Below are 21,299 nucleotides of genomic sequence, written 5' to 3'. Positions count from 1 at the left end.
CGGCCAAGCTCAGCAATGATTAGCCACAATCGAGCCAATAAATCAGCCTGAAACAACTTGATGCAATATGAAATTTGGCCTGCCCAGCACGATTCGAACGTGCGACCTACGCCTTAGAAGCTTAAAAAATGATATAAATCAATAGCTTAGACAATGACATAAGCCCGACAAGATCAGGTGTTCGATCGGCACCGAGATCTGTGGAATCATGTGGAACTGACTCGTTGGTGTGTGGCATCCGCAGAAGTAGAGTCGGTCGAACCGACATTCCAAGCGTCCTTTTAAGTGACGCTTAGTACCCAACTGCATTTAAACCCCCTTCTGTGATAGCCTAAACATTCCAAAACTTAACATTTTTAAAGTCAAATAATGGCCGACAGAGTCTTCGGGGAAATTGAAGGAATTTCGGTAGGTACATCTTTTGCTACCCGGAAAGAAGCTGCAGCCTCAGGCATTCATAAGCCACTGCAAGCTGGTATTTCTGGATCCAAGGATGAGGGATCTGACTCTATCGTAATTTCAGGCGGCTACGAGGATGACTTCGATAGTGGTGACGAAATTATTTACACCGGCGAAGGTGGGCAAGATGATAAAGGTCGACATATAGCGAACCAAGAGTTGGTTAGGGGTAATTTAGCTCTAGCAAAAAGTGAGATTGATTCATTACCTGTTCGCGTTATTCGTGGTGCTGATAAAAAGAACCCATTTGCACCTGAAGTTGGCTATAGATATGACGGTTTATACAAAGTTGATAGCCACTGGCATGAAATCGGTAAGGCTGGCTTCCTTGTATACCGCTTTAAGCTAGTAAAGCTCGATTCGACACTCCCTCCTAATAAATTAAATAGCGGTCTTGAATTAGTAACTTTATCTGCGGGAACCGATACTCCCAAAAGAGCAATGGCTACATCCCAAAGAATTATTCGAGATTCAAAACTCGGCAAAGAGATTAAGAGACTCTATAGCTACAAATGCCAAGTGTGCTCGATTGAAATTAATACCAATGCAGGTCTTTATGCTGAAGCTGCTCATATAAAGCCTGTAGGCAAACCTCATAACGGTCCAGATAGGCCAGATAATCTGCTTTGCCTTTGCCCTAATCATCACTTGATGCTTGATAAGGGTGTCTACATGATTGAGGATGACTTAACTTTGATTGGAATTGAAGGTAGCTTAACCAAGCACCCAGACCATGAAATATCAATTGAACATATTCGATATCACCGAGAGATGTTTAATTAAATTTTTGCTAGTTGTGCCTGTCCACTCTTAATCTTCTGCCTAGCCCGTTCAGCATTCACGGCTGCTTGATCTTGTTTAACCCGAGCCTGCATTGACTTGATACGCTGCTGATCTGGAGTTAAAGGCTTGATTGTGGCTACTTCAGTAATGGCTGTGGGATAGGCAACGACAGAATCCATACCAAATTGATACTGCAAAATTAAACGTGCGTGTATGGGGCTATCAGCAAATACGGCTGTTTTAACCAATTGACCTTTTACACGCACACTGGCTTGATACTTGTTCATACAAGTATTTAGTCAGACTACTTACCAAAGCCACTTCTAAGCTTGGCACTAGCTATTTCAATTTGTGCGTCAAGCTCCCCTGCTTCGACTGCAACTTTAACCGCCTCTAGGGCTTTGATTAAGTCTTCAGCGCTATCAACCTGAATACTGGGCTTACCTTTAGCCAATTCAATAGTCCAGCTACCATACTTAATAGCTACGCAGACTTTGCCCTCCTCAGTCTGAAACCACCAGGGCTTAATGCGTTTGGGCACCTCTACTTGCTTACGCACACCAGTATGAGCATCTTTAATACTGCGGAATTTCATAAGCACAAATGGCGTTCCTGAAATCTGTCCTTTAGCTAACTGGATCTGCTCCCACAAATGGCTCGATAACTTATTTCTACGAATAACAATGGCTGGCTGATGTGTTGGCTTTTTTAGAGCCACGAGTTTTAAAGAATTTAATACGCTCATTTAATTTCTCCTTATTTGTTAATGGGCGCATATAAGTTAATTTCGAATTAGAAAATGGACTACCTCTATTTAGATCATGAATAAATTGGCTAATTTTAGAAAGAAAAAATATGGTTTTTATTAACGAGGGATAAATATTTACGAGTCGCGTAATGAGTTGCATTGAGATGCGATTAAAAAAGAAGTTGCAGTGAGTTGCTGTATTGGGAACAAATGAGTAACTCTGATCTGCAACTCAAGCAACAGCATCTGTCTTTTGGTCTCGCCTCTCAAAGCATCTCAAGCAACATCGCGACTTCTTTCAAACTTAAAGGAGATTAAAAATGAAAGAAATAACAGCCCGTTTATGGGAAAACAAAATGTATGGAACTACATATGGAAAAGGACAATACCGAAAAGCCATCTATAACGGCACATTGGAGTTAAACGATCCTTATGCCAAGTATTTATTGGACTTTGAGGAGATAGCTGATTGGTTTCACTTTACAAAAGCACCATTGCATCAACAAATGGCCAAGAACTTGGACAATATTCCCGAAAATGAATCTGGGGTGTTTATGACCTGGCTATATCGATATGAGCAAGGTATCAAAACTGCAATTGGTGGATATGCTGCATTAGATCTAAACAAGAATCGCATTTTGATTCAAGTGGATGATCAAGACCTTCAAATAAGCGAGCATTGGGAATTGCCTGTACGTAGCTGCATTGCTAGGATTCCTGGCAAGCCCACGCCAGCACTCATCGCTACTACCCTTGTGGAACTAAATTCACCTCAAAAACCGTCTACAAACGGCGCATTTATCGGGGGAAATAAGCAACTACTTGAGGAGTTAATCAGCCGCGTATAACTTAGATTTGAGGGGTTTTATGGGGACCCCACTTTTAAGGATTTTTCGTGTCGTCTAAATCCCACGAAAAAGTACTACTTTCATAAATACTTATATAAAGATGCAGGTTAAGAAAATTGTACTTTTCTTAACCTGCCTTGTAAGTCATTGATTCTTGGAAGATATTTTTTGATGGCCAAATAAACAAATTTCGGTCGACCTTTTAAGACTTAGAAAACATACTAAATACACACTTTTTATTTATCTAAGGAGAATTAAATGGCACAAGCAAAAACACTATCTCAAACAGAACTAGATCTAGTTCTTAATTACGTCAGCACCAAAAAATATGCCTTGCGCGATAGAGCGTTAATACTTACAAGCTTTCTTGGTGGCCTTCGCGTTGCCGAAATTGCCAGCTTGAAAATGGGCGATGTATTAAATCTCGATGGCACTATTAAAAATGAAATCCGCCTATCGGCCTCACAAACCAAGGGTAAGCACCCTAGGACTGTATTCGTCTCACAGCGTTTACAGGCGGAATTGGCCAACTACTTAACAACAAGATACATAAAAGAAGCTGATATTCCCCTCTTTCATACAGATCATCGTTTGGGATTTAGTGCTAATGGCTTATGTGTGTGGTTCTATCAGCTCTATAAGAATGTGGGTATTAGCGGTGGCAGCAGCCATTCAGGAAGAAAATTCTTTATTACTACCCTCGCTAATAAAGGGATTGGTGTTCGAATCTTAGCCAGCCTTGCAGGTCATAGATCGATTGCAGTGACTCAGAGATATATCGATGTCAATGATGAGCAAAAGAGGAATGCTGTCGAGCTAATTTAAATAGCAGTCGGGTAAAACCGACTCTAACAGGCATGCCTAGTCAATTGCGATACTCGATCTTTTGCGCAGTCAAACTCGTGATTACCTAATGAAAATAATCGGCTAGAAAAATTTTCATCTTCAAAATTAAAGCGGGTTTGAAATCTTTTAGCTAATTCTTGTTGTGGGAATATACCAAGTGCAGCCTGCTCTGAGATATTTAAAGCGCTTTCCTTGCGCCTCATCACCATCAATGTCATATGACGCCGCATATGATCATCTCCACTTTTATGCTTTGCTGCTAATGGGTCTAACCTCCCGATAAAGCGATCTACTAGCATTGCCATTGCCCCAGCCCTCCAGAGCTCAGTATCGGGATTTAAAGCCATGGTGTAGATTAGGAGCAAATCTTTCCACATATTCTTTAATTTAGCGCCTTTAAGTACTTGACTATGAATTTGCTTGATTTGAGTATTTGGCCAAATTTGCGATAAAGCATTAACCAGTTGGGTTATTGATGGGGGGTCTTGATCGCTACAAAGCTTTAGCAATACGTCGTCATTACAAACGAATAATCTATCCCCGCCTCTAATAACCTCAATCACTGGTTGGCAAGAATGCATTGGTAACTGTTTGTGCCCTTCAAACCAAGTCGTAAATGGACAATCTAAGACACAACCGTACTTGGAGTAACAATCTAAGATCTTACGATTATCAAGACTCATTTTCTTAGGTAATCGTTTTGGTCCAACATACTTGCTGGCGGCGGTATAGCTAGGACTTATACGTAAAAAGTTAAAGAAAAGCCTCGCCATCTCCTGATGACAGTCTTGCTGCTCCGCACAAAGTTTTCCGCCCATGCGGATATCTCCAGCCTAAATTTACCTACTTTTTTTAATTCTAAATTTTGTATGTATTCACTACAGGGATACTGAAGTGAAATCAGATTGTGAATGGAATTCACCATCACATTTTTAACAATTTCAGGAGAAAATCCATGAGTGAAACTACTGTAGTCGAATCAGGCGTTAGCGCCCCTAACGCTGAAAAAACGAATGCCAACCCTTTTGCAGTAGGAATTGGCAATTTATTAACAGGCAGCAATCCAGAAAAAGCCATCGGCGACTCTATTGATCGCCTGGTTGAATATCGCAAAAACTGGGAAAGTAATGAGCTTTCTAGTGCAAATGATGTCTTGTATGGAATCTTGCAGCATTGTTACGCCTTAAACAACACAATGCAAGGCTCAGACAGTATTGCCAAAAGCCTTAAAAAAGGTCTAGCGAACTACATCAAGACCCATGAATACAAGTTCAGCGACAGCTCGCCACTAATCACTAAGATCGTGAAATGTGTATTTGGTGTTGATCGTCGTAGGGTTAATGCCTATAGCACAGCTATGAAGGCAGCAATGACTGAGAGAGTAAGCGTACTTGATCTACCAAAATATTTCCGTGAAAAAGGTGGCGTTGAGGAAGTTAGACGCTCTACTACTAGCAAAGGCAAATCGATTGCTCAGAAGGTGGAATTAGGACGTACTGTACTCGATGGCGAAATATTAGCGAAGGTACAAAGTGATTCTCTTAATGCGTCATTCTCAAATGAGCAGCTAGAGGAAGGCGTTGTATTGCTAGCAACACGAGAAGATGACGGCAGTTTTGCAATCCGCAGAGTCATCCAAAGTGGAACAGCAGTTAAATCAGCGTTAGCAGCTTGCTCCAGTGTTGGCGCTGAAAAAGAAAAAGCACAGAAACTAGCTGATGAGGCTAAAGCAATTGAAGATGAGCGTTTAGCAGCCCAAGCAAAACTCAAAGCCGCTTGAACTTGTTGTTTGCTATCTGATTGCTGGTATTTACTCCCTAAGATAAATCCAGCAATCATTTCATTATTTTAAGGAGATTGCGATGCATAACCCTAGACCACCCTCTATTGTCATACAAGCACCCGGATGTTTAGATGATTTTGCTTTACAACCTAATAGTCGATTTAAGCTTGAATCCATACTTGATTTAAGTCTGCCTATTCCAGCTAACGGTATTTGTGGGATTGTTCTATATGGTTTATACGGAACTGGTAAAACTACTCTGGCCAACTTATTGCCAGGCTTAATTGAAACGGCCAAAGTCAATCCTGCTTGTGCAGCAATGAATGCTGGATCTATCGTTGATACAGAAGATCCTAATTCAGATTATTTTGCCTGCGCACAAGGTCAGAATGGCGCTCAATTAACTCAATCGATTCAAAATAGAACCACTTATACGTCATTTAATAGTAGTGGTCTGCATTACATCATCATGGATGAGGTTGATGTCTTAACCCCAGCAGCGCAAGCAGGCTTCAAATCAATCATGAATCGTAAAGACGTCATATTCATCATGACTAGCAATAACTTAGATCAAATTGATAAAGGCATTCAGAATCGATCAATTTTGATTGATATGAATGTTCCACCAATTAATGATTGGCGACCAATTTTGCGTCGTGTTTATGAAAATGCAGGTCTACCAGCACCGCCTGATGATGTATTAGATCAAGTGGTTCAGGCTGGTAGAGGATCAGCTCGAAGCATTTTTTCAGATATCGTGATGAGCGTTAACCAAGAGGTGAGAGAAAAGCATGAGACTCACTTAATTACCCTTAAAGCATGCAGTTAAGTGATATGTAGCGTCGGGTAAAACCGACACTACATGATTGCCCCTGCCAATCTTTCCGCACTCATCATTGGTGTTAATTTTGAATAATGACGTTCAATCATCCCTACGCTAGTACCCATTTGTTTTGCCAATGTGTGAATATCAATACCATCTGCCAATCTAAATGTAGCGTAGGTATGTCGCAGGCTATACAAGGTTCTATTCTTACCAGTAGCATCCTTTAATAAATTAGATTCAAGCATTAGCCGCTCAAATACACTATCTAGACTATGCGGAGCATCCCCTTCAGGAAATACAAACACCTTGCGATCTAGCTTAGCTTCAATCACCGCATCTAGGTTCTTATAAGGTAAAGCTTGCCAAGCAATTAATCGTTCTAGACTATCGATGACAAAGTGGCGGGCAATCAAATATCTCGGCCCCGTCTTGCCTGATACCCAAATCCGTAAGTAGCGTTTTTCACCAATCCAATGCCATTGCAGACTACGCCAACGTATTGGCATGCTCTCCGTTCCTTGTCTAATGCCTGTTCCTAACAAGAACTCCACATAGACCCTGCAGAGCCTACGCATATGGTTACTGCGTTGATTGCGCCCAAAACGCTCCCAATCCCGCATGTATTCCAATAGGTAATGGACTTCTTGTTGATTGAATGCTGGCCTGATCTCTGCCCTATCGGCAGCGACCTCCAACAAGGGAATAGTTCGATGCCGGTGAATTAATCCCTGATCCCTGGCTCGCTCTATTACACGCTTATAAAGACCAGCATGGCGCCTTTGGGTGTAAGTCTTGGCATTCTTGCCCATCTTCGATATACGCCACGCTACATAGTCATCCACTACTTCCTGGGTAATGTCATTGATTTGATAAGCACCAAAGAAAGGGATCAGGTACTTGGTAAAGATATGAATGTAGTCCGCATGAGTACGTTTATTAGGATTGGCTTGAACTACTCGGGCAGCTGCAGCCAGTTCTTGCATAGCCAATTGGCGAAAGGTGCGAGTCTTAACGGCTAGATCGCTGGCTAGCTTGACCTTGACTGTTTCATAGATGGCAATGGCTTGGGTCGTGGCCTCGGCCACTTGATCGGATCCAGTACTGGCAGAATGCCAAGAGCCAGTAGCGAGCTTGAAACGGCATTGCCAATGGTGACTATTAGGTCTCTTATAGAGGGTAAGGTCACCGTCAAGGAGTTTGATGGGCTCTTCAGCGATAGTAGAAGCAAACAACAACGATAAATTATTCATTACAAGCGTCTCGTTACACGACACTTGCTAGCTTAATTTCAGATTTGCGTTTGGGCGACCTGAATTATTTACTGTCGGTTAAACCGACACTACAGCATTAGAGTTGAGATGGGCTCTTGCTGAGTAAAAGAGGTACCCGCGCTAAGACCTAGAATGGCCTATCGAATCCGAGCCCTACAAAATCAATTCGCTTAACTTAAATTAAAGGTGGAAATACATACCCATCAACTTTAAATACTTTCAAGCAGGCCTTTACGACGTCAGCATCAAATAGCTTGTCACTACCCATGGCGATTTCTTCTAATGCGGCATCTATTCCTTTACCTTTTCGATAAGGGCGATCCGATGACATTGCCTCTACAGTATCTGCCACAGCTAGAATTCGGGCCTCTTCACAGACTACATCACCTTTAATTGCGTTTGGGTAGCCACTTCCATCTAAACGCTCATGATGCTGTAGAACTGTTTGAGCAATATTCCATGGAAAGTGAATATGTTTGAGCATGTCGTAACCCGCTTGCACATGGTTTCTCAACATGGCGACCTCAAAGTTGCTCAGAGTGGTAGGCTTCGTTAAAATTTCTGCGGGGATAGTAATTTTGCCAATGTCGTGAACTAAAGCGGCCATACTAATACCTTCAACAGTATGTATAGGTAAGTTCATTTCGGTAGCTATGGCGACTGCTAAATTAGCTACACGCCTTTGATGTCCGCCTGTATAAGGATCGCGAGCAACAATCACATTGGCCAATGTATTAACCATTTCATTCATAGAAATATTGACCGAGTGTTGATACTCAAGCAATTCTTTTTCTAGAATTTTCCTATCGGAAATATCGCGAATATTACATTGGATAACACGATCACCATTTACACCGTAAGCATTACTGACAAACTCTACATTGATGATTTTCTCGTCTTTTCTTTTTAATGGCAAATCTTCATATCGTATGTAGCCTTTATCTTTGAGCACAGTAAATGCCGTTAAGGCCGCGGCTTTATCTACCATTGCACCAATTTCCCACAGCTCTTTACCAATAAGTTCTTCTCTTGTAAACCCAAGTAAATTTGTAATGAATGGGTTGGCGTCTTGAATGACTCCTGTTTGAAAATCAAGGATCAAGATGCCATCTTGAGCAGTCTCAAATAGACGTCTATATCTAAGATCTGATTGCTTGGCTAACTGCTCTTTGCTTAATTCATCTGTCATATGCTGTTTTTGCGAGTTTTTTGTCAATACTCACCCTTTAATTAAGTGTATACCCATCAGGTCTTATAACTATAGACTTCTTTTAATTTTTAGCTGTAATCTATCTGATCTGATAAAGAAATTTAAGGCACATCTTGTATATAGCAATTGGTATTTACAGCTTGTCATTACTTTGCCAAGTTTTTGCATCTTTAATTAGTATCTCGCTACTTAGGCGCTCGACCACAATCTACCGTTGGGGCTGGTTATTTCTTGCTATTGGCCTAAGTCTGATGATCAGTAGACGAATAAATCCCATAGTTCATGTATTTGAATCTGGACACTATGATCTTTTAGATGCTCTCTTATCTTTACCAATTTCTGGATTTTTATTACTTGGGGTACTAGGCTTAAAGAGATTATTTTTAAAAACTAGCGATGCCCTAGTCGCACTCGAAACATTTTCTCAGTTTGATCCACTAACTTATAGCTTTAGTCGTACTGAAATACTCTATCGAATTTCAGAAGAAATCGATCGCTCACGTAGAAATAAACATTCATTTGCTCTTTTAGAAATAGATATAGACCACTTTAAAAATGTAAATGATCAATGTGGGCATCATGTTGGGGATGAAGTTTTGACTAGCTTAGTAAGGCACTCTAAGGAAGCTCTTCGCTCCATCGATATGATTGGTCGTATTGGTGGGGAGGAATTTCTGATTCTTTTGCCTGAAACAGAAGCCGAGGGAGCCGCTCAAATTGCCGAACGTTTGCGTGAGCACGTCGCAAATGCAGAAAATAAAACAAGCTCTCCAACCCCAGTAAGAATCACTATCAGCATTGGCATTACGATTTTTAATCCCAATAAAAATTCTAGAATAGAGCGAGGCATAGTGTTAAATGAGCTTATGAATGAGGCTGACTGTGCAATGTATCAAGCAAAAAATGAAGGGCGAAATCGTGTAGCCATTTGGAGTACCTCTACCCCCCCCTTAAGAGTAAATGATCTTAAAACGGAATGACTAGCTCTTCCATGATGTAGCGATAAAAGTAGTTAGGCCCTAAGAAACCTGCTGACTTGCCGTACCCTGCCCGCGTCTTAAAGTAATAATCATTTGAGGCTACTGGACTTGTAGCTGCGAATTCATAAAGCTGTGTAGTAGTGCTTGGGTCTTGATTGACTGTTTGCCGTCCAACGCCTGCTGTACCACTAAGCATCCACCCCGAAATTCTTTTTCTTACGCCAAACGCAATCATCGTCTCGTTATAGGTGGATGGATTGAAGTAATTATTGGCAACATTAGTATTGGTATCTCTATATTGGCGATAACGCAGTTGTGCTGTTAGTCCATAGTCTGGCACTAGGTCATAAATGAGTTTTGCTCTCACTATTGGCCTGGTATTGGTATCAGAGAAATACATATTCCCCACCATGGCAATTGCAGTTAGTCGTTCAATGATTTGCTGCTCTATGCTAGCAGCACCTAAGGTGTAGTAGATGCCATTATTTAAAGAGTTTTGTGTTTCCACTCTATCTCGATTTAGTATGACTTCGGCTTTTGTAGAGTCCGTTACTCGAAATCCATAATTACTATCGGTAGTAATTAACTTATGGCCATTCTCTAAGTTATAACCAATAGTGGCGTTGTAACCCAAGCCTGTTCTTGGGTTAATAGCTTTTGTTAGCAATGTATAAACCTCTGCCGAAGAATCCCAGCTACCTTGGGTGAAATAATTATGTTGATAGCTAATGCCTGTATATTTTTCGCCATGCTCATATATTGGCAAAAATCCTGCATTGTATTTGTAGGTTGAAAAGCCTTCGCTATCAGAAGCAATATATGCATTCGGAGCGGATACCGCCATTTTAGATGGCGCCTCTTCTTCACTGTATGCGTATAGAGAGAGGAACAACAATAGACACATGAGAAGGGTATTCACTATTTTTCTCATTTAGTTCCCCAAGATTTACGCAGATTAAACAGCTCAGAAAAATATCCATAAACACAAGCAGGCTGAAGCACTAAGCCATAGGCAAAAACATAAGATAAGAAGCCTAATATATTGGTCCGAACTGTTAAATGCTCGGCATTAAACATTGCTTTGCCTTTTAAATACATTTGCCAATTGAGTAAAAAAGCCATCGGCAATAGCGATAGTGTCATGGGGCCTGCTATCCAAAAAATTCCAAAACAAGCTAGAACCAATCCAGGAATAAAACCAAAGGTAAAGGCAATATCCATTAGTGGAAATAATGTATTCCACCAAACATAAAGTGTGGATAGTCTTGGCTTAAAAAGAATCATCGGATTATCTTTAAAGGCCTCTATCAATCCTCGAGACCAACGCCTTCTTTGACGAATAAATTTACTTAAGGTGTTGGGGCAATCCGTAAAAGCCAAAGCATCCTCAGCATGCCCTACCCTATGGCCTGCAGACAGAATTCTCCAAGTCAACACAATATCTTCACCGACCATTTCTGGCCAACCGCCCAGTCCCACTACCGTCTTACGATCATATAAAGAGAATGCGCCTTGAGCAACTAAAGTGCCTTGAAATAAAGACTGAATCCGCTTGATAGTGGCAATGCCTAAAAAATAATCCCACTCCTGCGCCTTAGTGATCCAGTTTTCTCTTGAATTACGGATCAGGATTTCACCTGCAACTGCTTTGGTGTTGATTGGATCGGAAAGATATCGGCCAACCAAGTGGCGGACGCCATCTTTTAATATATAGCTATCAGCATCAATCGAAATAATGATGTCCGTTGTACATTTTGCCAAGCCATGATTTAAAGCTGATGCTTTGCCGCCGTTATGTCCCAAGTCAATGAGCTCTAAATTGGGATGGGCTGACTGTAATTCCTTAACGGAATCAACAGTCTTATCACTAGAGCCATCATTAATCACAATGACGCGTATATCTGCTGGGTAGTCCTGTAGAAAAATCCCTGAAAGGGTTGAAGCTATTGATGTCTCTTCGTTATAGGCGGCGATTAATATTGTTACTGGTGGGTAGTGTTGATCAACAATGACTTTAGGACGACGATCTAGTAGAAGAGCCATCGCCACAAAGGCATTCATGAAGCCTGGAACAATAGCTACAAATGTAATGACGTAATAAGCGAGGAATGTCCCTATTTCATTGCTAAGGTCTGAATACCAAGGCTGGGAATACCAAAAAGAAAACCCCATCCAACCTAAGGAAAAGAGCAGGGAAGCAATAAATTTTACTTTTACTGAGAAATACAAATTATCTTAGTCGCAAAAATTAAAGAAATTAGTGGATCTTATAAAAGCAAGTCATTACTAAAGATTTGAATTTGACCATCGTGCGCATGACCATCTCGAATTTTTTGCTCCGCAATAGAAAGAAGCTTTAGTTGATGCTTTTCAAAAAGGGTTGCAGCATCACCTTGAATTGCACCAGGATCGACATCCTCCAGAGCCTCGTAACTAAAGTGACACAACAAAGTTTGGCCGTCTAACTTAGCCGCATAAAAAATGCCACCATCCTCGGAAACTACAGGCGGCCCTATGAACTCGATTTTCATATTAATTAAGAATAATAACGGGAATAGGGCTATGAAGAACAACTTCACAGCCCTCACTACGTAAAATCAATCCAGATATACCAGTGCGCTTATGAGAAGACATCGCAATTGCATCTGCCTTAGATTTTTTGGCTGCCTCTAAAATCCCATCGGCAATATTGGGATGGATGATATGCATAAACTTGACATTGAGACTAGAGCCTAATTGAGACTGAGCTTTTGCACATAATTTTTTTGCAAATTCCGAACACGCTTTTTTATGAGCCGCCTCTGATACCAGTGAATTATTGACACTTTCCGTATATACAAATGGCGCCAATGGGTCGGATACATAAACTAAGACAACCTCAGCATTATCTAACTTAGCCAACTTGGCAATTTTGTTAAGCTCTTTTTTAGTGATTGCATCACCGCTAATGGGAACTACTATTTTTTTAAACATAATTTATCTCTTGTATTCATTGTATAAAAATTGCAATTAAACATTATGTATGATCTCTTAAGAACGATTCTTACGAAATCCTATATTCTTAGTGCATACCCTATGTAATTAATTGCTTTTGAGGAGATTCGCAGACTGACTCCGATATGATTGAGAATAGCCCAGTACTTCAACTACCTTGGTCAACACCCAATATATGTCAAAACACCAGCAATATGATAAATCTGACTTAGCTAGGATCGCTGCAACTGTAATGGAGGAAAGAGGGCTTGAACCGAATTTTTCTAAAGAAGTCCACGAACAGCTTGATGCCATTAATTTGCCAGCAGAAAATTCGGATTCTCTTATTCAGGACCTCACCAATCTTTTATGGTGCTCTCTAGATAATGATGATTCAAAAGATTTAGATCAATTAACAGTATGCAGTGATGCGGGCAATGGAAATCATAAAATCTATATCGCCATAGCGGATGTCGATGCTCTCATTAAAAAAGATACCCCTATTGATGAGCATGCTAAACACAATACCGCATCGATCTATACCTCTGCACGGATTTTTCCGATGCTGCCTGAAAAACTCTCAACTAATCTTACTTCTCTTAATTTTGATCAAATCAGATTGGCCTTAGTAACTGAAATTGTTGTTGGTAGCAAGGGAGAAATTTTAGGCTCAACGATCTACAGAGCGAAGGTACACAATAAAGCTAAGTTAGCATACGACGCTGTATCTGCTTGGATCGAGGGCACAGGAGCAATGCCAGCCGCAATGGCTACTGTTCCCGGCATGGATCATCAACTTAAAATCCAAGATGAAATTGCGCAGCGATTGCGTATGAAGCGGCAACGGGCTGGATCACTGCAGCTAGAGATTTTTCAACCCAAAGCTGTTTTTGAAGGTGAGCATATTATTGGGATTGCCGAACAGGTTCATAACCGTGGTAGGCAGCTAATAGAAGAGTTCATGATTGCAACTAATGGGTCAACTGCGCGTTTCCTGCTTAAAAAAGGTATCCCTTCTTTACGAAGAGTGGTTCGCAGTCCAGACCGATGGTTACGTATTGTTGAACTTGCCAAGCAGTACGGAGAAGTATTACCTAATGAAGCCAACTCTAAAGCTCTATCGGAATTTTTAGCCAAACGGCATGAAGCGGACCCCCTGCGCTTTCCCGACCTATCTCTAGTCGTTATTAAACTAATGGGGCCAGGAGAGTATGTTTTAGAGCAGCCAGGGGCTACTCCGATCGGCCACTTTGGTTTGGCCGTTCAAGATTACATGCATTCAACAGCGCCAAATCGACGCTATCCCGATTTAATTACCTTACGCATGCTCAAAAAAGCTGTTAATAATGAGCCTAATGCATATGAAACCCAGGAACTTTATGCATTAGCCCTCCACTGCACCACACAGGAGGATGCCATTCGTAAGGTGGAGCGCAGAATGCGCAAATCTGAAGCTGCGCTATTTTTAGAGCCCTATATTGGCAAAGACTTTAATGGCGTGATTACCGGCATTACGCCAAATTATGGGTGGGTTAGGATTTTCAATCCCCCTGCCGAGGGAATGCTTCTGAAACTTCCTAAAGATGTATCCATCGGAAATAAGGTACGGGTAAAACTAACATCTACTAATGTTGAGATGGGTCACATCAACTTTATGCCCACTCATTAAAAGTAAGAATTACTGAAATTCAGGGCGACTGTCTCCTATTGGCCGATCTCTGCCACCCAGCCATGACCAACTAGCCAGTTTTGAGTGTCCGCAAGTCATCCCATAAGAGTCGCTTGAACGTCGCATTAAGTGACACCTCCGAGTCGGGTCAAACCGACACTAAATGACCTGCCCCTAAATTTCATTAAAATCGCCCAGTCGCAGGGGTGCCGATAGTCACCCAGGATCCGTCACGCCCTATTACAAGGTAGGTTCCTCGATAGCCAAGCTAGATCATGATCAGATCAATAGATCGCAATTGACTTGGCTGAAACACTATTAATTAGGAGAATTTGGCCTGCCCAGCACGATTCGAACGTGCGACCTACGCCTTAGAAGGGCGTTGCTCTATCCAGCTGAGCTATGGGCAGAATATGCTGGGTCTGTATCTAGAACAATCAGGAAAGTGGTCGGAGTACAAGGATTCGAACCTTGGACCCCCTGCTCCCAAAGCAGGTGCGCTACCAGGCTGCGCTACACTCCGACGGAACCAACATTCTACACCGACAGGGCTATTACAGGCAAATCCTGTAAGATTCGGAGCATGGTTGCCTATTTTTCCAGCAAATTAACTAAGCAAGTTCACGCTGCTATTGCAGTGGCTTTGCTTATGGCTTGCATGATGGGAACCCATTGGATTGGCTTTGCTCACAGTATTAGCCACGCAAGTATTCAGCAACAAAGTATTAGCCCATCATCCGCAGATGAATTTGCTCCTATATCGGTTCACAGCTCAGATATTTGCCATCTTCTTGATGCCTTAACTTTGGCCAGTTTCATACCAGAAGTATTCATCGGAGTGCTGCTATCTCAAACTACTAGTTCCGTTCTAGCCAGCCCCCTAGAATTTCACTTTGCGCAAGCTGCCCAATCGGCTTACCAATCACGCGCTCCCCCTGCTGACATCCTTTAAAACCCGTACCAACTAATATGGTTGGATACCTGCCGTTTTAATCATCACCACTTTTTGGTGATCTTGGATGAAATATGAATTACAGGCATTACTCCACATTTCGATATGCATTATTACTAGCTACTTCGATTGCTAGCTTTTCGGCATGGCCGCAAGGTAATGCCGAACCATCATTGCAACTCAATGTCAGCGGCGTGCGTGATGATGGTCAAGGATTTTTATCGCCTAATAAGGTGCTTTCAGGTGATGATTTACAAAACAAACTGAGTGGTACGCTTGGAGCAACTCTAGCAAATGAGCTAGGTGTCTCAGCAACGGGTTATGGTTCGGGTGCATCTAGACCAGTAATACGAGGACTTGAAGGTGCTCGAGTGCAGATTTTGCAAAATGGTTTATCCGTTGGTGATGTATCAAGCATCTCCGCTGATCACGCAGTGGCTAATCCGATGCAAAACACGCATCAAATTGAAATCTTGCGGGGTGCATCTGCCCTTCTATATGGATCGGGTTCTAGTGGTGGTCTAGTGAATGTGGTGAATGATCGCATCGTCACCTCAATGCCAGATGCCTTATCTGGAGCCATGAATACCAGCTATGAAACAGTCAACCAAGGTAAAACCGCAAATATTGAATTAGATGCACCTGCTGGTCCATTAGCATTACATTTTGATTCGACGATTAGCAATTCAAATAATTATCGTATTCCGGGGTTTACTGAACAAGGAGGTCCCAATGCCAATTGGTCAATCAATCCTGGGCAAACCGTGAACGTACCCTATAGTGGAAAACTTCCATTCTCATTTAGCAATCAAAATAGTTTGGGATTAGGCGCATCCTATTTAAGATCAGACGGTTACACCGGTGTCTCCTTAGAACGTATGAATCATAACTACGGCATACCCACTGCTGAGGGTGGATTTATTCAGCAGTCACAAAATCGTTATGACTTTGCCCATCAAGCCAATGATCCCTTTGACGGTTTTTCATCGATCAAGATTAGTGCAGCTAATACCAATTATCAACATACTGAATTTACTAATAATGGTGTGGCATCAACACAGTGGAATAACACTGCATCGGAAGCGCGTTTAGAGCTTACCCACAAAGAACTGCTAGGGTCGAAAGGAGTGATTGGCGCACAAGTAATCGGAGCTACTCTGAATGCGATGGATTTAAATACCAATAACTATGCCATCGTGCCGCAGACAAAATCGAACTCCACCGCACTATTTTGGGTTGAGGAAGGTCGTTACGGACCCCTGAAGAGCAGTCTAGGAGCGCGCTATAACTATGCTGCCCAAAATCCCAATTCAGCCACGCAATTTCCGAGTACGAGTTCACAAGGATTTACTCCAAATACCTATGGACCACCAACCATTCAAAACCGACAGTTCAATCTGATGTCTTACTCTGCTGGTGGCATGCTTGATGTAGCTCGCGGTTATGGTGTGGGATTGGCCTATACCGTTTCACAGAGGGCACCAACACCACAAGAGCTTTACTCCTATGGTCCGCATGATTCCACTGCTACTTTTGACATCGGTAATTCCAATTTAGGTACAGAAACGTCACATAATCTTGAATTGAGTTTTCAGAAAACTTTAGGGCTCATGCGGAGCAAGGTGAGCGTCTATCGCAATCAATTTAGTAATTACATCTATGGTTTTTATACAGGCTCTTATAGCAGTACGAATGACAACTTCTCAGTGGTACAAGCTTCCCAAGCAAACGCCAATATCCGCGGTGCCGAAGGAGAATTGACCTATAACTGGAATCAAACAGGTATTGGTGGAAGGCTATTTGGTGATGTATCGCAAGGAAGCTTCGATGCTGGTGGTAATTTACCTTTACAGCCAGCACCCAGACTCGGTAGTGAACTCGCTTATCAACGTGATGGTTGGCTTACCAGTGCTACCTATATTTATAGCTATCAACAGAACAAGCTTGCAAGCTGGGAAATTGGTCCTACCCCGAGTTATAAGCTCTTAAATGCAAATCTCTCCTACACAGAGCGAATTGGTAAAGTCAATTGGACTGGATATATGGCACTAAAGAATCTTCTCAATGAGGAAATTCGCTATGCAACATCACCTATGGCAGTAAGACTCTACGCGCCTCAACCAGGAAGAAGCTTAATGCTTGGAGTCAGAGCAGCGTTTTGAACTAACTTAAAAAAATCGCAGATAAATAAAACCCAGCATGCCTGATCCTAAGATTACAAAAACGGGATTGATCTTGGTTCTCAGAATCAAGTAAAGCGTACACAGCGCCAAGATCAGAGTCATTGGGCTGACGATTGATGCCTTAGCAACGGCATACACGCCAGATGCCATCAATCCAATAGAGATAGGCTCTAAAGCACTCTGAATAGTGCGTCGCCAGGGATTATGAGCAAAATGACTCCATAGACGACCTGCATAAAAACACAAGAAACTAGAAGGTAGAAAAAAGGCCAGCAGCACAATACCCGCACCCACTATACCTGCTACTTTGAAACCAATAATGAGCACCATCAACATATTGGGGCCAGGCGCTACCTGCCCAATACTATAGATATGAACAAATTGTGCATGAGTAATATCAAATTGATGAGCCAAAAGAGTTTGCATCTCTGGCAAGACAGCGGTACCTCCTCCAACAGCCAGGATTGATAAAAGACTAAAGGTGAGTGCGAGTTGAGCTAGCAAACTCATGGCTGTAGTTTTGGCCTATATAGATAGATAGAAATCGGCGCCATGATTAACAGAACCAAAGGCAAAGAAAGCTTTGCAATGCTCATGAGCCCGAAGGTACAAGCAATGATGATGACGGATTTCAAATGCTTCCAGTGCTCATCGCCAATACGATATGTAATCGCAGCCAATAAACCGCATGCGCCAGCGGCAATCCCAGTTAAAAGCAGATTTGCGAGTGGATGATTATTGTTATTGGTATAAGCAATGCCAATGATTAAGACAAAAAGAGATCCCGGAAGAATTAATCCTAATGCAGCGATCACTGCACCCCAGATTCCCCGCAAATGATCGCCAGCGAGCACTGCTAAGTTCACTGAATTTAAACCAGGCATGGTTTGACTAATCGCCAAGTAACCCATGAATTCATCAGCGCTGAGCCATTTTCTTTTTTCAATGAGAAGAATCCGCTCGTAAGCAATAATTCCGCCACCAAAACTCACTGCACCAATAATCAAAAACTGTATAAATAAATCACTCAGAGTGACCTTGACTTTATCCCCAGTAGGGTTTTCAAGGCTCATTCAGGCTTTCCATAGATCAAGGCAGTTTTAGTACTCCCTATTTCTAGCCAATCGGCAAGCTCAATTTGAAGTTGTTTGAAGAATTTATCTGCTCGCTTGTGGGCTTTAGCTTGTGCTCGGTTTTCATCATTGACTCGATATGAAAAAGCCAGTTCGCCAACAATAGGGTCTCCCGCACTTTTCATCCAAATAGCAATATCACAATGCGCCTGAACACCATCACCAAAGACGAGATTGCCCAATGGCAAGCAGGCCTCTAATATTTTATTGGTTGATCCGCCCACAATACGTAGCGGTGATTTTTTATCAATGGCGAGTTTAGCAAGACCAGGAAAGAATTTATTAGCGCTGCTGAGCGTTCTATCAAAAAGATCATCAATCGGAACAGCATCTAAGATAGCATTATTTGAATATATTTGACGTTGTGTACCCAGTCCATCCCCACGGAGAATTTCTTCTTTGAAGCGAATCCGTGATTTGATCTTTTTCTGTGGTGTCGGGTCAAAGTTTGAGGCATGATCCATCTCATGCGCACGACATTTCAGCGTAACCTCAGCGTAATCATCCACCCAAACATTTTGGCGTGATTCTCGGACACGTAAAATAATATTGTTCAGGCGAAAATCTTCGCCCGGCGTGTCATAAAAATAAATGTTACGCAAACCGGTATTAGCATTATCTAGATGAAAAAAAATCAACCTTGTTTTTCTTGCAAAACTTGATCAGCTGTTCGCTAAGGGCGGTGATTTTGCTGCGACGATCTAAGCCTTTGGGCTTGATAAGCAGCTTAAATTCTCTATTGGTAATCGACGGGTGGAGTTTTTTCACAATAACCTCTGTTTGCAAGAGATTATCACTATACCGCGAGGATTAATAGACTTGAGGGACGTACATCTCTGGTGGCACCGGTCCACGGAGGTAATCAGGGTTGTGAACGCGGGCCGGTAGCGTAATCACAGGGTGATCGATCTCTTTATAAGGGATCTGGTTTAGCAAATGCGTAATGCAATTTAAGCGGGCTTTTTTCTTATCATTGGCCGCTACTACCCACCAAGGGGCTTCCGGAATATGAGTACGTTCCAGCATCGTTTCCTTTGCTTTGGTATATTGTTCCCATAAGCGACGAGCCTCTAAGTCCATTGGGCTGAGTTTCCATTGTTTCAATGGATCGTGAATACGCATCATGAAACGGTTGTACTGCTCATCATCTGAGATTGAGAACCAGTATTTAATCAAGATAACACCAGAGCGAATCATCATGCGCTCTAAATCAGGAACGGTTCTCAAGAACTCTTCATACTCTGCGTCAGTACAAAAGCCCATCACTTTTTCAACGCCAGCACGGTTATACCAACTGCGATCGAACAACACTATTTCACCGCCAGCTGGCAGGTGAGAAATATATCTTTGGAAATACCACTGCGTCTTTTCACGTTCATTTGGCGCAGGCAAAGCCACCACTTTACAAACGCGCGGATTCAGGCGCTGGGTAATCCGCTTAATAGCCCCACCCTTACCGGCTGAGTCGCGACCTTCAAACAGCACAGCAACTTTTACATTATTCGCAACGACCCAATCTTGGAGCTTTACAAGTTCTCCCTGCAATCTGAAGAGCTCTTTAAAGTAAACATTGCGAGAGACTTGGGATCCAGTTTCACCATCAGGCGAGAGACGATCGTCATCAAGCTCCATTTCGAGCTCTTCATCCATGCTATCAAGGATCTCTTCTTGAGCACGTTGATACCACTCTGCCATCTCTGTATGCCTTGAAGTCATCTTATTTCCACTGAATAATGTGAAGTTTACGCCCTAACTTATGACATTATTGTTACAGACTACAAGGTATTTGACGAGCTTAGGTACTTGGCAATTTGCTCATGGCTATGCAGAGCCAGCCATTTCCGATCACTTGGCTGCTCAGGCGTTGCCGCAGGGGGTGGAAAAAAGGTGAGCTCCGCAATCAAATTCCGGTTTTTGAGAATCTTGCTCATTGACTCCAAAAGCCCCATATCTGCTACAAAAGCAGGCACATCTGAGCGTTGACCAGTTGCCTTGGATAAATAGCGAATTGCTAGGGTGTAGACCGGCAAATTTGCCATCACAGCTGCCTCGAATAAGTTTGGCTTAAAAGGACGCACGGTTTCACCAGTGGTGGATGTGCCCTCGGGAAAAATACAGACTGACTCGGATTTCAGTACGGCACTCAACTCTCCCACCACCACATGGGCATGTCTTGAGCTATCCCGTTTGATAAAAACCGTACCTAACTGTTTTGCCATCCATCCAAAAATGGGCCACTTTTCTACTTCAGACTTAGCCACAAACCGAATGGGTTTGAAGGCGTTGATAGCATGAATATCTAGCCAGGAAATATGATTGGACGCGAGTAAATAGGAATTGCTCGGCAGAATACCTGGGTTCATCACCCGCAATTGAATACCAAAAATCTTCAGCAGCTTTATTGACCACTGCTGAATATGAAAGTGTCTGGTTTTCAGATTAGCGAATGGAAACACCATGAAGAGGGTGGCTACTCCAGAAAGAACATGAGCCCAAATGGCCATCCATAGACCAAAACGGGTAATAAAAGGGGTTTCTTTCTCAATCAATGCTGGAGGAATACTCATATACGGCTTCAATATAAAGCAAATGCCTAGCGTCATCAAACTGACTTAAAAATGTCATGATGCTTACA

The 21,299-nt window shown here is 42.3% G+C and carries 23 protein-coding genes and 2 tRNA genes; 9 read left to right on the top strand and 16 right to left on the bottom strand.

Annotated elements, in window-relative coordinates; all coding sequences use genetic code 11:
- Nucleotides 1-369 precede the first annotated feature (369 nt).
- Nucleotides 370-1,242 carry a YDG/SRA domain-containing protein gene (locus tag C2756_RS05095; RefSeq protein WP_215320540.1) on the top strand — a complete coding sequence of 291 codons (873 nt, stop codon included), beginning with the start codon at nt 370-372 and terminating at the stop codon, nt 1,240-1,242.
- On the opposite strand, the gene C2756_RS05090 is transcribed toward C2756_RS05095, so the two are convergent.
- The gene (locus C2756_RS05090; RefSeq protein ID WP_215320538.1) at nt 1,239-1,529 is read right to left on the bottom strand and encodes a hypothetical protein; all 291 of its coding nucleotides are present in this window, start codon (nt 1,527-1,529) and stop codon (nt 1,239-1,241) included. The genes C2756_RS05095 and C2756_RS05090 overlap by 4 nt on opposite strands.
- A gap of 17 nt (nt 1,530-1,546) precedes the next feature.
- Nucleotides 1,547-1,987 carry a DUF6641 family protein gene (locus C2756_RS05085; RefSeq protein ID WP_215320535.1) on the bottom strand — a complete coding sequence of 147 codons (441 nt, stop codon included), beginning with the start codon at nt 1,985-1,987 and terminating at the stop codon, nt 1,547-1,549.
- 323 nt (nt 1,988-2,310) lie between these two features.
- Here C2756_RS05085 and C2756_RS05080 point away from each other — a divergent pair, with 323 nt between their 5' ends.
- A complete protein-coding gene (locus tag C2756_RS05080; RefSeq protein WP_215320533.1) occupies nt 2,311-2,838 on the top strand; it encodes a hypothetical protein in 528 nt (175 codons plus the stop codon).
- 258 nt (nt 2,839-3,096) lie between these two features.
- Complete coding sequence (locus C2756_RS05075; RefSeq protein ID WP_215320531.1) at nt 3,097-3,663, top strand: site-specific integrase; 567 nt, start codon at nt 3,097-3,099, stop codon at nt 3,661-3,663.
- Nucleotides 3,664-3,686: 23 nt separating this feature from the next.
- Here the strand turns inward: C2756_RS05075 and C2756_RS05070 are convergent, their stop codons facing one another.
- Complete coding sequence (locus C2756_RS05070) at nt 3,687-4,502, bottom strand: hypothetical protein (protein ID WP_215320529.1); 816 nt, start codon at nt 4,500-4,502, stop codon at nt 3,687-3,689.
- Between the two features lie 137 nt (nt 4,503-4,639).
- On the opposite strand from C2756_RS05070, the gene C2756_RS05065 reads away from it, so the two are divergent.
- Nucleotides 4,640-5,464, top strand: a complete 825-nt coding sequence (locus tag C2756_RS05065) for a hypothetical protein (RefSeq protein WP_215320527.1) — start codon at nt 4,640-4,642, stop codon at nt 5,462-5,464.
- A gap of 82 nt (nt 5,465-5,546) precedes the next feature.
- Nucleotides 5,547-6,296, top strand: coding sequence for an AAA family ATPase (locus tag C2756_RS05060; RefSeq protein WP_215320525.1), 750 nt, complete (start codon nt 5,547-5,549; stop codon nt 6,294-6,296).
- A 29-nt stretch (nt 6,297-6,325) separates the two neighbouring features.
- Here C2756_RS05060 and C2756_RS05055 read toward each other — a convergent pair whose 3' ends face one another.
- Together C2756_RS05055 and C2756_RS05050 are read right to left on the bottom strand one after the other, a co-directional pair.
- Nucleotides 6,326-7,543, bottom strand: a complete 1,218-nt coding sequence (locus tag C2756_RS05055) for an integrase (protein ID WP_215320523.1) — start codon at nt 7,541-7,543, stop codon at nt 6,326-6,328.
- Between the two features lie 196 nt (nt 7,544-7,739).
- Nucleotides 7,740-8,753 (bottom strand): HD-GYP domain-containing protein, encoded by a 1,014-nt coding sequence (locus C2756_RS05050; protein WP_215320520.1) that lies wholly within the window; start codon nt 8,751-8,753, stop codon nt 7,740-7,742.
- Nucleotides 8,754-8,887: 134 nt separating this feature from the next.
- Between C2756_RS05050 and C2756_RS05045 the strand changes: the two genes are divergently transcribed.
- Nucleotides 8,888-9,754 (top strand): GGDEF domain-containing protein, encoded by an 867-nt coding sequence (locus tag C2756_RS05045; protein ID WP_215320518.1) that lies wholly within the window; start codon nt 8,888-8,890, stop codon nt 9,752-9,754.
- Here the strand turns inward: C2756_RS05045 and C2756_RS05040 are convergent.
- The 4 genes from C2756_RS05040 to C2756_RS05025 all read right to left on the bottom strand — a co-directional run bounded on the left by C2756_RS05040 (nt 9,741) and on the right by C2756_RS05025 (nt 12,727).
- Nucleotides 9,741-10,685 carry a hypothetical protein gene (locus tag C2756_RS05040; protein ID WP_215320516.1) on the bottom strand — a complete coding sequence of 315 codons (945 nt, stop codon included), beginning with the start codon at nt 10,683-10,685 and terminating at the stop codon, nt 9,741-9,743. The genes C2756_RS05045 and C2756_RS05040 overlap by 14 nt on opposite strands.
- On the bottom strand, nt 10,682-11,926 hold the full coding sequence (locus C2756_RS05035; protein ID WP_215320514.1) for a glycosyltransferase family 2 protein: 1,245 nt from the start codon (nt 11,924-11,926) through the stop codon (nt 10,682-10,684). Before C2756_RS05035 ends, C2756_RS05040 begins: the two co-directional genes overlap by 4 nt.
- A gap of 95 nt (nt 11,927-12,021) precedes the next feature.
- A complete protein-coding gene (locus C2756_RS05030) occupies nt 12,022-12,285 on the bottom strand; it encodes a DUF1488 family protein (RefSeq protein ID WP_215320512.1) in 264 nt (87 codons plus the stop codon).
- Between the two features lies 1 nt (nt 12,286).
- A complete protein-coding gene (locus C2756_RS05025; RefSeq protein ID WP_215320509.1) occupies nt 12,287-12,727 on the bottom strand; it encodes a universal stress protein in 441 nt (146 codons plus the stop codon).
- A gap of 196 nt (nt 12,728-12,923) precedes the next feature.
- Here C2756_RS05025 and C2756_RS05020 point away from each other — a divergent pair, with 196 nt between their 5' ends.
- A complete protein-coding gene (locus tag C2756_RS05020) occupies nt 12,924-14,396 on the top strand; it encodes a ribonuclease catalytic domain-containing protein (protein WP_215320507.1) in 1,473 nt (490 codons plus the stop codon).
- Between the two features lie 333 nt (nt 14,397-14,729).
- Here C2756_RS05020 and C2756_RS05015 read toward each other — a convergent pair.
- Both C2756_RS05015 and C2756_RS05010 read right to left on the bottom strand, forming a co-directional pair.
- Nucleotides 14,730-14,806 (bottom strand) — tRNA-Arg (locus tag C2756_RS05015).
- Nucleotides 14,807-14,842: 36 nt separating this feature from the next.
- A tRNA-Pro gene (locus C2756_RS05010) sits at nt 14,843-14,919 on the bottom strand.
- A gap of 60 nt (nt 14,920-14,979) precedes the next feature.
- Here C2756_RS05010 and C2756_RS05005 point away from each other — a divergent pair.
- Nucleotides 14,980-15,348 carry a hypothetical protein gene (locus C2756_RS05005; RefSeq protein ID WP_215320505.1) on the top strand — a complete coding sequence of 123 codons (369 nt, stop codon included), beginning with the start codon at nt 14,980-14,982 and terminating at the stop codon, nt 15,346-15,348.
- Between the two features lie 74 nt (nt 15,349-15,422).
- Entirely contained in the window at nt 15,423-17,510 is a 2,088-nt protein-coding gene (locus tag C2756_RS05000; protein ID WP_215320503.1) for a TonB-dependent receptor, read from the top strand.
- Nucleotides 17,511-17,516: 6 nt separating this feature from the next.
- Here C2756_RS05000 and C2756_RS04995 read toward each other — a convergent pair whose 3' ends face one another.
- The 5 genes from C2756_RS04995 to C2756_RS04975 all read right to left on the bottom strand — a co-directional run bounded on the left by C2756_RS04995 (nt 17,517) and on the right by C2756_RS04975 (nt 21,231).
- The gene (locus C2756_RS04995; protein ID WP_215320502.1) at nt 17,517-18,041 is read right to left on the bottom strand and encodes a chromate transporter; all 525 of its coding nucleotides are present in this window, start codon (nt 18,039-18,041) and stop codon (nt 17,517-17,519) included.
- Entirely contained in the window at nt 18,038-18,604 is a 567-nt protein-coding gene (locus C2756_RS04990; RefSeq protein ID WP_215320501.1) for a chromate transporter, read from the bottom strand. The genes C2756_RS04995 and C2756_RS04990 overlap by 4 nt, the downstream gene beginning before the upstream one ends.
- Nucleotides 18,601-19,302 (bottom strand): hypothetical protein, encoded by a 702-nt coding sequence (locus C2756_RS04985; protein ID WP_215320499.1) that lies wholly within the window; start codon nt 19,300-19,302, stop codon nt 18,601-18,603. The genes C2756_RS04990 and C2756_RS04985 overlap by 4 nt, the downstream gene beginning before the upstream one ends.
- Before the next feature lie 172 nt (nt 19,303-19,474).
- On the bottom strand, nt 19,475-20,380 hold the full coding sequence (gene ppk2, locus C2756_RS04980; RefSeq protein ID WP_215320497.1) for a polyphosphate kinase 2: 906 nt from the start codon (nt 20,378-20,380) through the stop codon (nt 19,475-19,477).
- A gap of 59 nt (nt 20,381-20,439) precedes the next feature.
- Nucleotides 20,440-21,231 (bottom strand): 1-acyl-sn-glycerol-3-phosphate acyltransferase, encoded by a 792-nt coding sequence (locus tag C2756_RS04975; RefSeq protein WP_215320495.1) that lies wholly within the window; start codon nt 21,229-21,231, stop codon nt 20,440-20,442.
- Nucleotides 21,232-21,299: the final 68 nt, after the last annotated feature.

Origin of the sequence: Polynucleobacter sp. UB-Siik-W21, assembly GCF_018687415.1 — a bacterium.
Taxonomy (GTDB): domain Bacteria; phylum Pseudomonadota; class Gammaproteobacteria; order Burkholderiales; family Burkholderiaceae; genus Polynucleobacter.
This window is presented reverse-complemented; position numbering and strand designations above follow the sequence as displayed.

Bases quoted from the DNA above. Each gene is read 5' to 3' on its own strand.
- C2756_RS05095 (WP_215320540.1), top strand. From the start codon at position 370: ATGGCCGACAGAGTCTTCGGGGAAATTGAAGGAATTTCGGTAGGTACA.
- C2756_RS05090 (WP_215320538.1), bottom strand. From the start codon at position 1,529: ATGAACAAGTATCAAGCCAGTGTGCGTGTAAAAGGTCAATTGGTTAAA.
- C2756_RS05085 (WP_215320535.1), bottom strand. From the start codon at position 1,987: ATGAGCGTATTAAATTCTTTAAAACTCGTGGCTCTAAAAAAGCCAACA.
- C2756_RS05080 (WP_215320533.1), top strand. From the start codon at position 2,311: ATGAAAGAAATAACAGCCCGTTTATGGGAAAACAAAATGTATGGAACT.
- C2756_RS05075 (WP_215320531.1), top strand. From the start codon at position 3,097: ATGGCACAAGCAAAAACACTATCTCAAACAGAACTAGATCTAGTTCTT.
- C2756_RS05070 (WP_215320529.1), bottom strand. From the start codon at position 4,502: ATGGGCGGAAAACTTTGTGCGGAGCAGCAAGACTGTCATCAGGAGATG.
- C2756_RS05065 (WP_215320527.1), top strand. From the start codon at position 4,640: ATGAGTGAAACTACTGTAGTCGAATCAGGCGTTAGCGCCCCTAACGCT.
- C2756_RS05060 (WP_215320525.1), top strand. From the start codon at position 5,547: ATGCATAACCCTAGACCACCCTCTATTGTCATACAAGCACCCGGATGT.
- C2756_RS05055 (WP_215320523.1), bottom strand. From the start codon at position 7,543: ATGAATAATTTATCGTTGTTGTTTGCTTCTACTATCGCTGAAGAGCCC.
- C2756_RS05050 (WP_215320520.1), bottom strand. From the start codon at position 8,753: ATGACAGATGAATTAAGCAAAGAGCAGTTAGCCAAGCAATCAGATCTT.
- C2756_RS05040 (WP_215320516.1), bottom strand. From the start codon at position 10,685: ATGAGAAAAATAGTGAATACCCTTCTCATGTGTCTATTGTTGTTCCTC.
- C2756_RS05035 (WP_215320514.1), bottom strand. From the start codon at position 11,926: ATGGGGTTTTCTTTTTGGTATTCCCAGCCTTGGTATTCAGACCTTAGC.
- C2756_RS05030 (WP_215320512.1), bottom strand. From the start codon at position 12,285: ATGAAAATCGAGTTCATAGGGCCGCCTGTAGTTTCCGAGGATGGTGGC.
- C2756_RS05025 (WP_215320509.1), bottom strand. From the start codon at position 12,727: ATGTTTAAAAAAATAGTAGTTCCCATTAGCGGTGATGCAATCACTAAA.
- C2756_RS05020 (WP_215320507.1), top strand. From the start codon at position 12,924: ATGTCAAAACACCAGCAATATGATAAATCTGACTTAGCTAGGATCGCT.
- C2756_RS05005 (WP_215320505.1), top strand. From the start codon at position 14,980: ATGGTTGCCTATTTTTCCAGCAAATTAACTAAGCAAGTTCACGCTGCT.
- C2756_RS05000 (WP_215320503.1), top strand. From the start codon at position 15,423: ATGAATTACAGGCATTACTCCACATTTCGATATGCATTATTACTAGCT.
- C2756_RS04995 (WP_215320502.1), bottom strand. From the start codon at position 18,041: ATGAGTTTGCTAGCTCAACTCGCACTCACCTTTAGTCTTTTATCAATC.
- C2756_RS04990 (WP_215320501.1), bottom strand. From the start codon at position 18,604: ATGAGCCTTGAAAACCCTACTGGGGATAAAGTCAAGGTCACTCTGAGT.
- ppk2 (WP_215320497.1), bottom strand. From the start codon at position 20,380: ATGACTTCAAGGCATACAGAGATGGCAGAGTGGTATCAACGTGCTCAA.
- C2756_RS04975 (WP_215320495.1), bottom strand. From the start codon at position 21,231: ATGAGTATTCCTCCAGCATTGATTGAGAAAGAAACCCCTTTTATTACC.